Source organism: Streptomyces kunmingensis (assembly GCF_039533535.1).
In the GTDB taxonomy this organism is placed as follows: Bacteria; Actinomycetota; Actinomycetes; order Streptomycetales; family Streptomycetaceae; genus Streptomyces; species Streptomyces kunmingensis.
The window spans coordinates 180,268-193,794 of the sequence record NZ_BAAATS010000028.1 but is presented as its reverse complement, the minus strand read 5'-3'; the positions used below and the strand labels follow the sequence as shown (position 1 = coordinate 193,794).

Genomic DNA, 13,527 nt, shown 5'->3' with positions numbered 1-13,527 from the left:
GATCGTCCGAAGCGCCTCGACCCGACCGTCCGAAGTACATGACGCCGACCGTCCGAAACGCCTCGATCCGACCACCCGAAGCACACGAACCGGACCGTCCGAGCAGCAACCGGCACGAAGAAAAGGACACCCCCATGCCCATCACCCTGACTTCCGTGATCATCGACGCCGCCGAGGTCGAGACGGAGAGCGCGTTCTGGCACCGGCTGCTCGGCGGGTCGATCACCCGCACGCCGAGCCACCACTTCATCCAGGCCCCCGGCCTCCCGGTGGTCGTCGTCCAGTCGGCCCCGGGGCACGCCGCCCCGGACTGGCCGGACGGCACCTCCCAGCAGCTGCACCTCGACTTCGGCGTCGACGACCTCGCGACCGCCGACCGCACGGCCACCGAGGCCGGTGCCACGCGGCTCCGGCCCACCGATGACGTCGCCCCGGGAACCCGTACCGGCAGCCGGGTCTACGCCAGCCCGGCCGGCCACCCCTTCTGCATGCGCCCGGCCTAAAAGGCAACTATCGCCGCCACGTCGCCCCCGACTCACCCACCTAGACTCGCCGGTGCGGGACAAAACATCATGGTCAGGACTCCGGGGGGTCCTGCGGGCGGCGACCGCTGGTGATCGTGACGCAGCTGGCCATGGCGCCCATGAGTGTGCCGACGAGCAAGCCGGATGCACCGCCCATCAGGAACCCTGCCGTCCCGCCGAGCAGCACACCCACCAGGCCGTGCACGATCCAGCGGTGAACGAAAGCCCAGGAATCGGACGTCTCGCGGCTCATGCGCGACCCTCGTCGTCGGCGGCGCGATGCGTATAAGCGTCGACGCGACCCTTGTCGTCGGCGACGCGTTCGTCGAGGAGGGCCGCGAGCTTGTCGTCCTGCCCGGCCAGCCGCTCGAGGTCCTGTTCCTGGCGGACCCGGCGTACGACAGCGTGGGCCAGGCCGCCGATGTCGACGCCTTCGGTTCCGCCGGGCAGATGCTCTTCGATGACCCGCTCGACCACCCGCACGAGCGGGTCGGGCCGCTGATCCGTCATCACTCCCCCTCCGGTGGCTCCCTCCGGAGCCGTTCTCGTCCGCTCTGACGCGCACATCCCGATCGACGTACGGTCCCAGGACACTATTACGAGAACACGTCCGGGTACGCGGTGTGCACGCTCGCCGGCGACCCGCGAGAGGTCAGGTCGTACCTCTGAGGTAGTTCAGCGACATTTGAGTCAGCTCCCCCAGGAAGAGGTCCCTGGGGATGGGTGGGCGGTCCAGGAGGTAGCGGACCGTCAGATGCTCGACCGTGCGGACCAGCATCCATGCCGCCGTGGGCAGGGAGACGTCCGGGCGCAGTTCCTCACGTCGGGTGGTGAGATACGCGAGGACCAGTTCGCCGATGCGGTCCTCGAAGACCCGCAGGGCACGGCCGTCGTCCAGCTGCGGGCCGTGCACGATGGCGGCGCGCAGGAACTGGGGCTCGACATCGAGGCCGTCGAGGAGGGTGGCGAGGGTGGCACGGACGATCACCGGCGCGGGCTGCTCGAACTGGCCCGTCATCTGGGCGGTGACCCCGGCCACCAGTTGGTCGCTGTAGCGCTCCAGCACGGAGAGGACGATCGCGTCCTTGTGCGGGAAGTACTGGTAGAGCGAGCCGGGGCTGAGGCCGGCCGTCGTCGCTATGCGGCTGGTCGACGCGCCCTCGTAGCCGTGCTCGGCCAGGACCTGCTCGCCGGCTTCCAGGATGCGCTCCACCGTCGCCCGCGACCGCTCCTGGCGCGGAGTTCTGCGCGGGGAAACGCGAGTACGCGGCGCGCGCCGGGCGTCGCTCCCGGGCGATGACATGGGCATCAGAAGACGAGTTGAACGCGAATATGAGAGGCCGTCAGCATCGACTCATGGTCGCACACGAGCCTTCACCGCGAGAGCCCTTGTCCGAGCCGAATCGGACGACGACGCCCCCGTCCACGTACCCTCGACGCTTCCGTGAGACCGAACGGTCCACGTACCCTCGACGCTTCTGTGAGACCGAGCGTCTCAACCGTCGCCTGGGGCGGCCGCTGCGCCTTCTGCGCGCGAGCCGCGGCCGCGTCGACGACCGGCTTCTCGCCACCATCGGCGAGCGGCTGACAGCACGGGACGAGATCGGCGCGGCCCTGGCGAGCGCCCTGCGCCTCACCGACGCCGCGCATCCCGACAAGGTCACGATGCGGCAGTTCCGGCGCGCGCTCGCCGACGGCATCGACTCGGTGGCCAACCCGCCCCGGGCCCTTCGGGACTTCTTCGCCGCGGTCGACCCGGTGCCGGGCTGGGTGGACTTCGACCTGATCGACGAGGGCTGCCGGGTGGCGCGCAGACTCGGACGCAACGCGGCTGACGTGATGCTGCAACTCGCGCTGATCGGCTCGTACCGGTTCGACGGACCGCCGCGGTTGCTGGTCGAGACGGGCGGCCTGCTCGGCGACTCCGCCCTGCGCAGGATCGCCGAGACCCAGAAGTGGGCGACGGCGGTCACCACCCCCGACGCCCTGCGCCGCACAGGCGAGGGTTTCCGTCTGACGGTGCATGTCCGCCTCATGCACGCCCTGGTCAACCAGCAGTTCGAGCACGGCAGTTCCAGCCGATGGGACACCGAGCGCTGGGGACTTCCGGTCAACCAGTCCGATCTCGCCTCCACTCTGGGCCTGTTCAACGCCGTGCAACTGTTCGGGGTCCGCCTTCTCGGCGTGCGCGTGAGCCGCGCGGAGTCACGTGCCCTCATGCATCTGTGGAAGTACGTCGGCCATCTGATGGGCGTGGACGAGGACTGGCTCTGTGATCGCGAGTCGCAACAACACGATCTCAACTACCACTTGCTGCTGACCCAGAACTATGGCGGACCGGCCGGCCCGCCCCTGGCAGGCGCACTGGTCGAAGCGCAGCGTCACTTGCACTTCGACCGCTTCGCCCGAGTACGCCGCGCCTACGCCCGCGCCCGGCTGCTGAGCATGCTGCGCTACTTCCTCGGCCGCCAGGGCATGCGTGACCTGCACCTGCCGCCCACGCTGCCCTGGGCCGTCCCGCCCGTCATAGCCGCCAACCTCCTGCGCTACCAGATACTCGGCCGCAGCGAAGCGGGTCGCGCACACCTTGAGCGACGCGGCGATCGATTCGTAGAACGGCATTTGCGGCGACACTTCCACGAACAGACGCAGGACGTCGCGGCGCTCGACGTCTGACGACCGCGGCTCATAGCGGCCACCGGCGCACACACCCTCCGCGCTCCGCATACTCCTTGCATGGACGAACCAAGGGCTGCCTGGCGCACTACGACGCACGACTGGGCGAGCACAGTCGACCTCGATCATCTCGCGCGCATCCGGCGCGACCCGGCCGTCTTCGCTCCCGGCGGCCTCCCCCATCTCATCCTCGAAGTCGTCGCCTACGCGGCCGACGAGGCCGAGTGCAACGGTGGCGGGCACTGCCGCATCACCCTGCACGACGACGGCTCCGTGACCGTCACGGACGACGGCCGAGGCACCGACACACGTCTCGACGAGCACGGCGAGTTCGTGAAGAAGCCTGTCATCGCGACAGAGGACGTCCGCTTCTTCGACCGCGCGGACGCACCGCTGCTGCCCGACGGACACCACCGGCGGGGCATGTCGACCCTCGCGGCACTCAGCACCTGGCTCGTCCACACCAACCGGCGCAGCAATGGTTCCTGGACCCAGCGGTACGAACACGGTGTGCCCAGCACCGACTTGCAACCGGTCCCCGACGACGGCACGACCGGGACCAGTGTCCGCTTCCTCCCCGACCGGTCACTGCTCATCGCCGGCCGCGCAACGCGCCATCACCTGGCACAACTGACCGCGTCATGGCCGCATCTGTCCGTCGACGTGGACGATCACCGCACCACCTGAAGCGTTCGCTCCCCCGGCCCGCACCGTGTTCACAGGCCGCAGCGCGCCTGTCCGCGCATCTGCTCAAAGGGGCTCAAAGGGGTGTGACCGCAGGCATGATGTGGGCCATGACTGCCACCGCCCGCCGCATGTTCGAGCTCCTTGAGCCGATCTGCCTGGTCACCTACCTCGCCGACGAGTGCAACGAGGAGCTGGCCGCGCTCGGCCACCGCACGTACTGGGACGGCTACTTCGCCGGCCGTGCCGCGCCGCTGGGGCGGGTGCCGGCGCAGGTCGTGCACGCGGCCTTCTACAACTTCGCCGAGGGGGAGGCCGCGCGGCACATCCCGAGTGCGTGGGAGAAGATCCCGCCCGAGGAGTCCGTCGCCGCGCGGGAGCGGGGCAGTGCGGCGTCCGTTCGGCGGATCCTCGGCGATGAACTGGCCGGTTCCCCGGGCCTGGTGCGCGCCGCCGACCTGACCACCAAAGCCGCGACGAGCGCGCCCACAGAAGGCCGGATGATGTACGCCGGGATGCGCACCCTTCCGGTGCCGAGCGACCCGGTGGCCCGGCTGTGGCATTCCGCGACGATGCTGCGCGAGCACCGCGCCGACGGGCACATCGCCGCTCTCGTCGGCGCGCGCATCGGCGGCACGGAAGCCCATGTCCTCGACGCGCTGGCGCAGGGCATCCACCCGCCGGAGACGTTCGGGCGCATCCATCACCTGCCGAAGAAGCGGCTGGCCGCGGTCATGGACGGCCTGCGCGAACGCGGGCTGGTCGACACCGACGGCCGGTTCACCGACCTCGGCCGCGAGACCAAGCAACGCGTCGAAGCTCTTACCGACGAACTCGCCGCCCCGCCGTACGAGGCCCTGTCACCCGCCGAACTCGACGAACTGGTCGCCGAACTCGAACCCCTCACCGCGGCACTGGCGGCCTCGGGATCACAGTGACGAGCCGAGGCACCGCCCGCGGCCCTGGCGATTTCGCGTATGGCCGGGCACGGCCACCGCCGTCACACCCGCCGTACTCCGGCGCGGAGGGCGTCGACACGCGCGGCGCCCGCCTCGAAGACGGCCGGGTCGAGGGTGCCGTCCTCCAGGGCCTCGGCCAGTGCGGTCGCCGCCTCCTCCCCCTGGGTGACGTCGCGGGCCGAGCACAGCAGCAGGTCCATGCCGGCCGCGGCCGCCAGTACGGCACGCCTCGCCGTACTGCCGTAGGCGGCAAGTGCCTTGGCCTCCAAGGCGTCGGTGATCGTCACGCCCGTGAACCCGAGCCGGTTCCGCAGCGCGCCGACGACGGTCGGGGACAGTCCGGCGGGCCGGCCGGCGTCCAGCGCCCGGTAGACGGCCCAGGACAGCATGACGAGCTTGGTCCCGGCGGAGATCGCCGCTCGGTACGGCATCTCGTCCACGCCACGCAGCGTGGACGCGGACGTGGTGAGGGTGACGGGCCCCAGGTCGGTGTTCTGGTCCGCGGCGGCGGGGCCGAGGCCGGGGAAGTGCTTGGCGGTGGCCGCCACCCCCACGTTCTGCTGGGCGGTGATGAAGGCCGAGCCGCAGGTGCCGACCGTCTCGGGATCCTTGCTGTACGACCGCCCGTACCGGTCGGCGAAGTCCCCGGTCGTGCGGTGGACGTCGAGCACCGGGGCCAGGTTGACGTTCATGCCGACGCCCGCGAGGTTGAGGCCGGCTGCGCTGCCGGTGGACTCGGCCTTCGATTCCCGTTCCGTCGAGGCGCCGACATCCTTCGCGGACATGACGGGCTCGCCCGGCAGGCGGCGCACCTTGCCGCCCTCCTGATCGGTCATCAGCAGCAACGGGGCGGTCCCGGGGCCGGAGGCGTGCGCCTCGTTCATCGCCCGGACGACGTCCCCGATCTGGCTCAGGCTCTCGATGTTCTCCGCGAAGAAGATCACCCCGGCCGTACGGCCCTCCTTGATCGCGTCCATCAGCGCGGCCGGTGGCGTGAGTCCCGGGTAGGAGTGAATGACGCATCGCCCGGCGCGCTGGGCCGGAGTCAGGGCGGGCAGAGGGGAAGGCGACCTTTCGGGGACCGGCACGGCCGCGGCCGTGCTGCCCGCGAGGCCCAGTCCGGTGGCCAGGGCCGCCGTTCCCGCGAGCAGAGCGCCGCGCCTGCTGAGAGGCTCCGGCGTCGAACTCATGACGTGCGTCATGACGTGCTCCTTCGCGAACTGTCGTGGCGTCGGTGCGGGCCGGCGGCCCGTACCGCGGGCCGGAGCAGTGCGGTGGGTCTGCTCCGGCCCGCGGTACCGATCATGCCGGGGTCACACCTCCGTGGTCGGCATCCGCTGTCACGGAGTGTTGTTGGCCAGGGCCAGCAGGCGGGAGCGGTCGCCGCTGAAGCGGTCGCGGTCCACGTTCCCGGAGATGCCGCTCACCGAGCCGGTGGACGTGTACTGCCAGACGGTCCAGTACGGGAAGCCCTGCGGGATGCCGGGGCTGCCCGCGGAGGTCCAGTGGGCCACCCACAGCGGGCTCCTCGTGGACATGCCGGTCCAGCCGCCGGTGCAGGAGTTCCACCAGCTCGGGCTGGTGCAGATCACGACGTCGCGGCCGGTGCGGGCCTTGTACGTGGTGCCCTCGGTCGCCTTCATCCAGGCGAACTCGATGCCCGCGCCGCGGACCGCGTCCCAGTTGATGCTGCCCTGCCAGTTGGAGACGTCGATGCCCTCGGGGTTCGCCAGGAGGTTCGTGTCCGGCGCCGCTTCGAGCTTCAACTGCCGGGTGTCCGCCTTGAAGAGGCCGTGCCCGACATCGGGCTGAGGATCAGTGCGGCGCTCGTGCCACCCCAGGGGACGGGTGCTCGGTAAACAGTTTTCCGGCTCGTTGGTGGTCTACACCCATCCGGACTCCGGTGAGCTGCACAGACGGACGGACATCAGCAGAAGTTTCTCTATGTGGCGGCGTCCGGGCGGGGCGCCCGGCGGGAGAACTCGTCCAGGAAGCCCGTAGCGATGACCAACACCATCGCCGTCAGTGCGCAGGCGACGGCCAGCACGTTCAGCAGGTTGTAGCCGCCGCTGCCCGCGACGATCTGCCCGCTGTCCAGAACACAGTCGAAGCCGAGCGGCAGGTAGGACGGCTCGTGCCCGGCAAGTTGGTCGAGCGTGCCGGGGGGCAGGGAGCGGCAAGGGGCTGCGGGGGACGAACCGGCCCCGGACTGCGCCTCGTGGGCGTCCCATTGAACCTTGCCGAGTCCGATGACGTAGACGATCACGGCCGCCGCCGCCGACATCGCCGCGCTCCAGCGCAGCAAGTCCCTCCCCCAGTGAGGACGCCGGCCGGGCAGAACGACCGAGACCAGCTTCACCACCACCGCGACGACCCACACCGGAACGGCGAGCAAGGCGCCCAACCCGTTCCTCGGTTCCCCAGTTCCCCGCCCCCGCTCCCGTCACGGGGTCGGCGTGATCGGCGTGGTCGGCGTTCCTCGTCCTGCGGAATTGTCAGTGGCGATCCGTAGGGTCGGCAACGTCATCACGAGGAGGAGAGAGACATGATCAAAGGTCTGAGCAAGCTCGAGGTCATCACCCTGTTCGCCGAGGACCTGGCCGCCACGAAGGCTTTCTACACAGATGTGTTCGGCCTGGAGGTGATCTACGAGAATCAGGACTCCGCCGTGGTCAGGTTCGACAACCTCATGATCAATGTGCTGGCCGTGGCCAAGGCGCCCGAGCTCGTCACCCCCTCCTCCGTCGGCGGCCCCGACACCGGCCCGCGCGCCCTGCACACCATCGAGGTGGCCGACGCCGACGCCGTCTGCACCGAACTCGAACAGCACGGCGTCCCGCTGCTCAACGGGCCCATCGACCGTCCGTGGGGCCGGCGCACGGCCGCGTTCGCCGACCCGGCGGGCAACGTGTGGGAGATCGCGCAGATCCTGAGGGAGTGAATGAACTCAGCGGCCGGCGCGGCGACGCACCGTGTCGTTCACAGGGCGGGGCACCCTTGCCGGGGCGACGCAGAAGGTGTTCAGCGTGCCGCGCGGCGGGCCAGCAGGACCGAGTCCTCGGCTTCGACCGGGCCGCTGTCCCGCTTGAGCGTGCGCGGGTGCTGCTTCACGACGACGGGCTCGAAGTCGTCCGGCAGGCCGGGAAGGAGTTCCGCGGCCAGGAACATGGCCTTGCGGTGACTCTCGGACAGCTGCGTGAACTCGTGGGTGGGCGCATGGCCGACGACCAGGAGCAGTCCGCCGGGAGCGACAGCGGTCGCGAGGCGGCGGGTCACCTCGACCATGCCGCCGTCGGGGGCGTGCAGATAGTGGCTCGTGACCAGGTCGTACGAACGCTCACCGGCGTCGAAGGACCGGGCGTCGACCTGCCACCAGTCGACACGGTCGGCCACACCGGCCTCCTCGGCATGACGGGCGGCACGGGCGAGGCCCTCGGCCGAGAAATCGGCGCCCGTCACGTGCCAGCCCTGCCGTGCCAGCCAGACGACGTCGCCGCCCTCTCCGCAACCGACGTCGAGCGCGGTCCCGGGGGCGAGTTCACCGGCGGCTGCGACCAGTTGCGGGTTGGCCTCGCCGCTCCAGAACCGCTCCTGCCCCGCGTACCGCTCGTCCCAGCCCGCCGGTTCGAACATCGCGGCGGCCGCCTGCTCCTCCTGCGTGCCGACCTGACTGTGCTCGTGGTGTCCCGCCATCGGATGCCTCCCGTTGCTCAGGGTGCCGTGCCGCACCACTGGTCGTCCGACCTGACCCGCCCCGGCGTGCGGGGCGCGCTGTCGATGATGCCCGGGCCCGCCCCGAACGGCACACAAAGTTGCCGGACCGGCAAAGCGGGCCGCGTCTGACGCGCGGCACATAATCGATTGCGGCGAGACGCTCCGTCTTGTTACGGTGAGGACATGGCTTTCCTCTACTTCTTCGTCTGAGTCCGGCACGGCCGACGCCGCCGTTTCCGCCGTCCGTGGACCCGTAGACCCTTCGCATGCCTAGGAAAGCCATATGCGCGATCGCGCCCCTACCGCCCTGCCCTCCGTCGTACCCGTTGCCGTGGCGCAGTTGTCCGTGCGCGACGTCACCAAGTCCTACGGCACCCGCACCGTCCTCGACCAGGTCTCCTTCACCGTCCGGCCGGGTGAGAAGGCCGCCGTCGTCGGGGAGAACGGTTCCGGCAAGTCCACCCTGCTGCGGCTGCTCGCCGCGGCCGAGATGCCGGACACCGGGGAGATCACCGTCGACTTCCCCGGCGGAGTCGGCCACCTCGCCCAGACCCTCGACCTGGACGCGTCCCGCACCGTGCAGGAGGCCGTCGACCTCGCCCTGTCCGAACTACGCGACATGGAACAACGGCTACGGGCGGCGGAGGAGTCGCTCACCGACGCCTCGGACGCCGAACTCGCCGCATACGGCGAGCTGTTGACCGACTACGAGGAACGCGGCGGCTACGAGGCGGACGTCCGGGTCGATGCCGCGATGCACGGTCTCGGACTCGCCCGCATCACCCGCGAGCGCCCGCTCGCCTCGCTGTCCGGCGGCGAGCAGTCCCGGCTCGCGCTCGCCTGCGTCCTGGCGGCCGCCCCCGAACTGCTGCTTCTGGACGAACCGACGAACCACCTCGACGCGGCGGCCGTGCACTGGCTGGAGGGCCACTTGCGCGCCCACCGCGGCACCGTCGTCGCGGTCACCCATGACCGCGGTTTCCTGGAGCGCATCGCCACCACGATCCTCGAGGTCGACCGGGACGAGCGCACCGTGCGCCGCTACGGCGACGGCTGGGCCGGCTACCGCGCCGCGAAGGCCGCCGACCGGCGCGGAGCGGAGCAGCGGTATGCGGACTGGGTCGAGGAGGTGGCCCGCACGGAGGAGCTGCTCGCGGCCGCGGACCGGCGGCTCGCCACCACCGGCCGTGACCCGAAGCAGGGCTTCGGCAAGCACCGCCGGTCCAGCGAGGCGAAGCTCGGCGGCCAGGTGCGCTCGGCGAGGGAGCGCCTGGCCCTGCTGCGGCGCAACCCGGTGGCCGAGCCGACGGCGCCGCTACGTTTCACCACGGCACTGTCGGTGGCAGAGGGCGGCCCGGTCCAGGGCCCTCTCGCCGAGCTCGACAACGTACAGGTCGGTGAACGCCTCTGCCTGGAAGGACTGTTGACCGTCGCGCCCGGACAGCGACTGCTGATCACGGGCGGGAACGGCGCGGGCAAGACGACGCTGCTGCGTGTCCTGGCGGGCGACCAGGAGCCGGACGCGGGCGCGGTCCGCCGCCGGGCGCGGATCGGCTACCTCGCACAGGAACTGCCCGTGCACTCCACCCGGCTCCCGCTGCTCGCCGCGTTCGCCGCCGGGCGGCCCGGGCTGCCGGACGAGTACGCCGAACAGCTGTTGGCACTGGGGCTGTTCCGTGCGGCGGACCTACATGTTCCGGTTGCCGCCCTGTCCGCGGGACAGCAGCGACGGCTGCAGATCGCGACCTTGGTGACCCGGCCCGCGGACCTCCTCGTCCTCGACGAGCCGACGAACCACATCGCCCTCGACCTGATCGAGGACCTACAGAGCGCGCTGGTCGCCTACCCGGGCGCGGTGGTCGCGGTCTCGCACGATCGCGGCTTCCGCTCACGGTTCGAGGGGGAACGGCTGGAGCTGCATGCGGGCCGCAGGCGCTGACACGGGCGGGATGCTCCCGCGCCTGCCTGGCCGCCACCGATTACCGCCCGCTCCCGGATCGACGGCGGGCGGTGATCGGGGCTGTGATCTTTGCGGGGCATCCGGGGGGGATCCGGGGGGCTAGCTCAGATGCCGGGCGAAGAACCCGGCCACGGCCTCCCCCGCGTACGGCGGGACACCGGTGTGCCCGCCCATGTTGGCGTGCAGCGTCTTCTCCTTGGAGCCGAAGGCGTCGAACAGGTCAAGGGCGGCCTGCCGGTCGTTCCCCGCGTCGTCCCACTGCAACAGGACGTGCAGCGGAATGGTGACCCGGCGGGCCTCCTCGAACGTGGCGCGCGGCACGAAACTCCCGGCGAAGAGATTGGCGGCCACGATGCGCGGCTCGACCGCCGCAAGGCGGACGCCGATGGAGATCACTCCGCCCGAGTAGCCGACCGGGCCGCCGATCTCGGGCAGCGACAGGAGCGCGTCGAGTGCGGTCCGCCATTCCGGGACCGACGTCTCGACGAGCGGGAGGATGAGGGCGTCGATGATCTCGTCGCCGACCGGCTCCCCGGCCTCCAGCGTCCGGCGCAGGTCGGCGCGGGCCTGCTCGACGGCGGGCCGGCGGGGCCGGTCACCGCTTCCGGGGAGCTCGATCGTGGCTGCGGCGAAACCGTCCGCCGCGACGCTTCGGGCCCGTCCCACCAGCCGGGGGTACATCGTGTCCAGTCCGAGCGGAGGGTGGCCGAGCAGGATCAGCGGTGTCGGAGCCGCTGCGGATGCGGATGCGGGTGTCCACAGGATGCCGGGGATCTTTCCGAGGGTGAATGCGCGCTCGATGACGCCGTCGTCGAGACGCTTTTCAGAGGTGAACTGCATGGTCGTGCCTTTCGGAAGTGCCCATGAACGGCGCTCCCGGACGACCTACCGCCCGACCGTGACCCCGGAGGGGAGCACCCATGTTGATACTGCGTTCACGGGTACCACCTCCTCGTTCTCTCGCACGGCCTCCGGGAGGTTAACAACGGCCGCCGCGGTCCGCCAACAGCTTTTGCGGACGCTCCGGTCACCGGACACCGCCGGCCCGGGAAACTTGGACAGGTCCCCGTCCGGCGCACCCGGGTCGCGCGAAGGGCGGGCTCGGCCTTAGACCGGGCTTATGAACGAGAACCCGAACCAGGTGCACCACCCAGGCGAGATCGTCCCCGATTCGGGGATCTACGAGTGCGACTGCCGGCAGCATCACGGCTACAGCACCGACGTACGCGGTCATCGCTTCCCGCCGCCGCCCGAGGGGTGCACCGGCCACGGATGGAGACTCAAGGACGCCGCGCACCCCGACTCCTGAAGGGAAGGACCGGGCGGAACATGCGTGAGAAGCCGCGACTGCGGACGAGCCACATCGAAAGACCCGGAATCACCCGAGTCCGTTCGGGACGTGGATTTCGGTACGTGGATGCCTCGGGCCGCCCCATCACCGACTCCGGGGAGAAGGAACGCCTGAGGGAGCTCGTCATCCCCCCGGCCTGGCAGGACGTCTGGATCTGTCCGTGGCCCAACGGTCACTTGCAGGCCGTCGGCACCGACGCCGCGGGCAGGCGCCAGTACCTGTACCACCCGCAGTTCCGCGAGCGGCAGGAGCTGGCGAAGCACGACCACGTGCTGGAGGTCGCCCGTGCACTCCCCGATGTGCGCGCGCAGGTGACGCAGGACCTCGACCGCCGCGGACTCTGCCGGGAACGTGTGCTCGCCTGTGCGGTCCGCCTCCTCGACCTCGGTTTCTTCCGTATCGGCAATGAGTCCTACCGACGGGACAACGGCACGTATGGGCTGACCACCCTGCTGAAGGAACATGCCTCCTGCCAGACGGGAGAGGTCTGCCTCACGTATCCGGCGAAGTACTCCAAGACGCAGAGCCGCGCGTTCGTCGATCCGCCCGCCTGCAAGGTTCTGCGCGCCCTGCTGCGCCGGAGCGGTGACAGCCAACGCCTGTTCGCCTATTGGCAGGGCGGGTCCTGGCACGAGCTGGACGCCGCCGAACTCAACGACTATCTGCGCGACAGCGCGGGCAAGGACATCACCGCCAAGGACTTCCGCACCTGGCACGCCACCGTTCTCGCGGCAGTCGCCCTCGCCGTGTCCGCCCGGGTCGCCAAAGAGTCCCGTACCGCACGCAAGAGCGCCGTCACGCGCGCCGTCCGCGAGGTCAGCGAGTACTTGGGCAATACGCCCGCGGTGTGTCGGGCCTCCTACATCAACCCGCGGATCATCGAGCTGTTCGACCAGGGCCGCACGATCGCCGGTGCCCTCGATCAGCTGGGCGACGGCGCCATGTTCGGCCATCCTGCGACCCAGGGGCCCATCGAGGAGGCGGTACTGCGGCTGCTGGCGTGAGGCGGTCGGTGACCGGTCTGCGTCATTCCGCGGGTCCGGCAGCGGCCGGACGATGAACCTCCAGGACGACTGCGGTGCCGGCCACGGTTCGGTCCTCGTACATGGTGATCCACCGGCCGGGCCGGACGTGCGTCCACTGGGACGGGGTGAGGGGGACGAGTCGGACCGTGGCGCGCCCGCCCGGCTCCAGACAGGGCATGTCCTCGACCCAGAGCGCGGCGATGCTGACCGCACGCTCACCGGTGGGCGAGAGGTGTCCGATGTCCCACATGGGCCGCAGGACACCGGCGCCGGAGATCGCCGTCGTGCGTCGCGCCTCGGCGGCGGGACGGAGCGTCAGCTCTGCCCGGATCACACCGTGGCGGATCTCGGCACACCGCCAATGGCACCAGGCCGCGCTCCGCTCGAGCCGCAGTTCCTCCGCCGCGTCGGCGAGCTTCTCCCAGAACGCGAGAGGCAGCGGGTGGCCGTCCCCGAGCTCCTCCAACACGCCCAGGGCGATCTCCCACTCGTCGTGGACGAGGTGGTCCCAGATGTCCCGCACCGTGAGGTCGTTCCCGGTCGCGGTGGCTTCCGGAACCAGCAGGGAAGCTGACTCGAGCAGCTCGGGCACGTCCATGACCTCATTGTCGAGCACACCGCCGCCACCCGGCTG

At 70.5% G+C, this 13,527-nt stretch carries 16 protein-coding genes and 1 pseudogene; 8 read left to right on the top strand and 9 right to left on the bottom strand.

Annotation, left to right across the window (positions count from 1 at the left end):
• Window positions 1-134: 134 nt before the first annotated feature.
• Entirely contained in the window at window positions 135-503 is a 369-nt protein-coding gene (locus ABD366_RS31760; protein ID WP_324772148.1) for a VOC family protein, read from the top strand.
• A 73-nt stretch (window positions 504-576) separates the two neighbouring features.
• On the opposite strand, the gene ABD366_RS31755 is transcribed toward ABD366_RS31760, so the two are convergent.
• The 3 genes from ABD366_RS31755 to ABD366_RS31745 form a co-directional block, all read right to left on the bottom strand.
• Complete coding sequence (locus tag ABD366_RS31755; RefSeq protein WP_324772147.1) at window positions 577-777, bottom strand: hypothetical protein; 201 nt, start codon at window positions 775-777, stop codon at window positions 577-579.
• Window positions 774-1,034: a hypothetical protein gene (locus ABD366_RS31750; RefSeq protein WP_324772146.1), complete on the bottom strand. Its 261-nt coding sequence runs from the start codon at window positions 1,032-1,034 to the stop codon at window positions 774-776. The genes ABD366_RS31755 and ABD366_RS31750 overlap by 4 nt, the downstream gene beginning before the upstream one ends.
• A gap of 142 nt (window positions 1,035-1,176) precedes the next feature.
• Window positions 1,177-1,827, bottom strand: coding sequence for a TetR/AcrR family transcriptional regulator (locus ABD366_RS31745; protein ID WP_324772145.1), 651 nt, complete (start codon window positions 1,825-1,827; stop codon window positions 1,177-1,179).
• 86 nt (window positions 1,828-1,913) lie between these two features.
• On the opposite strand from ABD366_RS31745, the gene ABD366_RS31740 reads away from it, so the two are divergent.
• The 3 genes from ABD366_RS31740 to ABD366_RS31730 all read left to right on the top strand — a co-directional run bounded on the left by ABD366_RS31740 (window position 1,914) and on the right by ABD366_RS31730 (window position 4,822).
• Window positions 1,914-3,200, top strand: a complete 1,287-nt coding sequence (locus tag ABD366_RS31740; RefSeq protein ID WP_324772144.1) for an oxygenase MpaB family protein — start codon at window positions 1,914-1,916, stop codon at window positions 3,198-3,200.
• A gap of 60 nt (window positions 3,201-3,260) precedes the next feature.
• Window positions 3,261-3,887, top strand: a complete 627-nt coding sequence (locus tag ABD366_RS31735) for an ATP-binding protein (RefSeq protein ID WP_324772143.1) — start codon at window positions 3,261-3,263, stop codon at window positions 3,885-3,887.
• A gap of 107 nt (window positions 3,888-3,994) precedes the next feature.
• Entirely contained in the window at window positions 3,995-4,822 is an 828-nt protein-coding gene (locus ABD366_RS31730) for an SCO6745 family protein (RefSeq protein WP_324772142.1), read from the top strand.
• A gap of 62 nt (window positions 4,823-4,884) precedes the next feature.
• Here the strand turns inward: ABD366_RS31730 and ABD366_RS31725 are convergent, their stop codons facing one another.
• The 3 genes and pseudogenes from ABD366_RS31725 to ABD366_RS31715 form a co-directional block, all read right to left on the bottom strand.
• Window positions 4,885-6,045, bottom strand: coding sequence for a glycoside hydrolase family 3 N-terminal domain-containing protein (locus ABD366_RS31725; RefSeq protein ID WP_324772141.1), 1,161 nt, complete (start codon window positions 6,043-6,045; stop codon window positions 4,885-4,887).
• 138 nt (window positions 6,046-6,183) lie between these two features.
• A pseudogene (locus ABD366_RS31720) lies at window positions 6,184-6,630 on the bottom strand (glycoside hydrolase family 25 protein); the annotation flags it as partial.
• A 155-nt stretch (window positions 6,631-6,785) separates the two neighbouring features.
• Window positions 6,786-7,247 (bottom strand): hypothetical protein, encoded by a 462-nt coding sequence (locus tag ABD366_RS31715; RefSeq protein WP_324772140.1) that lies wholly within the window; start codon window positions 7,245-7,247, stop codon window positions 6,786-6,788.
• 141 nt (window positions 7,248-7,388) lie between these two features.
• On the opposite strand from ABD366_RS31715, the gene ABD366_RS31710 reads away from it, so the two are divergent.
• Entirely contained in the window at window positions 7,389-7,784 is a 396-nt protein-coding gene (locus ABD366_RS31710) for a VOC family protein (protein ID WP_324772139.1), read from the top strand.
• Window positions 7,785-7,864: 80 nt separating this feature from the next.
• Here ABD366_RS31710 and ABD366_RS31705 read toward each other — a convergent pair whose 3' ends face one another.
• The gene (locus ABD366_RS31705) at window positions 7,865-8,536 is read right to left on the bottom strand and encodes a class I SAM-dependent methyltransferase (RefSeq protein ID WP_324772138.1); all 672 of its coding nucleotides are present in this window, start codon (window positions 8,534-8,536) and stop codon (window positions 7,865-7,867) included.
• A 304-nt stretch (window positions 8,537-8,840) separates the two neighbouring features.
• Between ABD366_RS31705 and abc-f the strand changes: the two genes are divergently transcribed.
• The gene (abc-f, locus tag ABD366_RS31700) at window positions 8,841-10,496 is read left to right on the top strand and encodes a ribosomal protection-like ABC-F family protein (protein WP_324772137.1); all 1,656 of its coding nucleotides are present in this window, start codon (window positions 8,841-8,843) and stop codon (window positions 10,494-10,496) included.
• Window positions 10,497-10,616: 120 nt separating this feature from the next.
• Here abc-f and ABD366_RS31695 read toward each other — a convergent pair whose 3' ends face one another.
• On the bottom strand, window positions 10,617-11,357 hold the full coding sequence (locus ABD366_RS31695; protein WP_324772136.1) for a dienelactone hydrolase family protein: 741 nt from the start codon (window positions 11,355-11,357) through the stop codon (window positions 10,617-10,619).
• Between the two features lie 280 nt (window positions 11,358-11,637).
• Between ABD366_RS31695 and ABD366_RS31690 the strand changes: the two genes are divergently transcribed.
• Together ABD366_RS31690 and ABD366_RS31685 are read left to right on the top strand one after the other, a co-directional pair.
• Window positions 11,638-11,826 carry a hypothetical protein gene (locus ABD366_RS31690; RefSeq protein ID WP_324772135.1) on the top strand — a complete coding sequence of 63 codons (189 nt, stop codon included), beginning with the start codon at window positions 11,638-11,640 and terminating at the stop codon, window positions 11,824-11,826.
• Between the two features lie 20 nt (window positions 11,827-11,846).
• The gene (locus tag ABD366_RS31685) at window positions 11,847-12,872 is read left to right on the top strand and encodes a DNA topoisomerase IB (RefSeq protein ID WP_324772134.1); all 1,026 of its coding nucleotides are present in this window, start codon (window positions 11,847-11,849) and stop codon (window positions 12,870-12,872) included.
• A 22-nt stretch (window positions 12,873-12,894) separates the two neighbouring features.
• On the opposite strand, the gene ABD366_RS31680 is transcribed toward ABD366_RS31685, so the two are convergent.
• Window positions 12,895-13,491: a hypothetical protein gene (locus ABD366_RS31680; RefSeq protein WP_324772133.1), complete on the bottom strand. Its 597-nt coding sequence runs from the start codon at window positions 13,489-13,491 to the stop codon at window positions 12,895-12,897.
• Window positions 13,492-13,527: the final 36 nt, after the last annotated feature.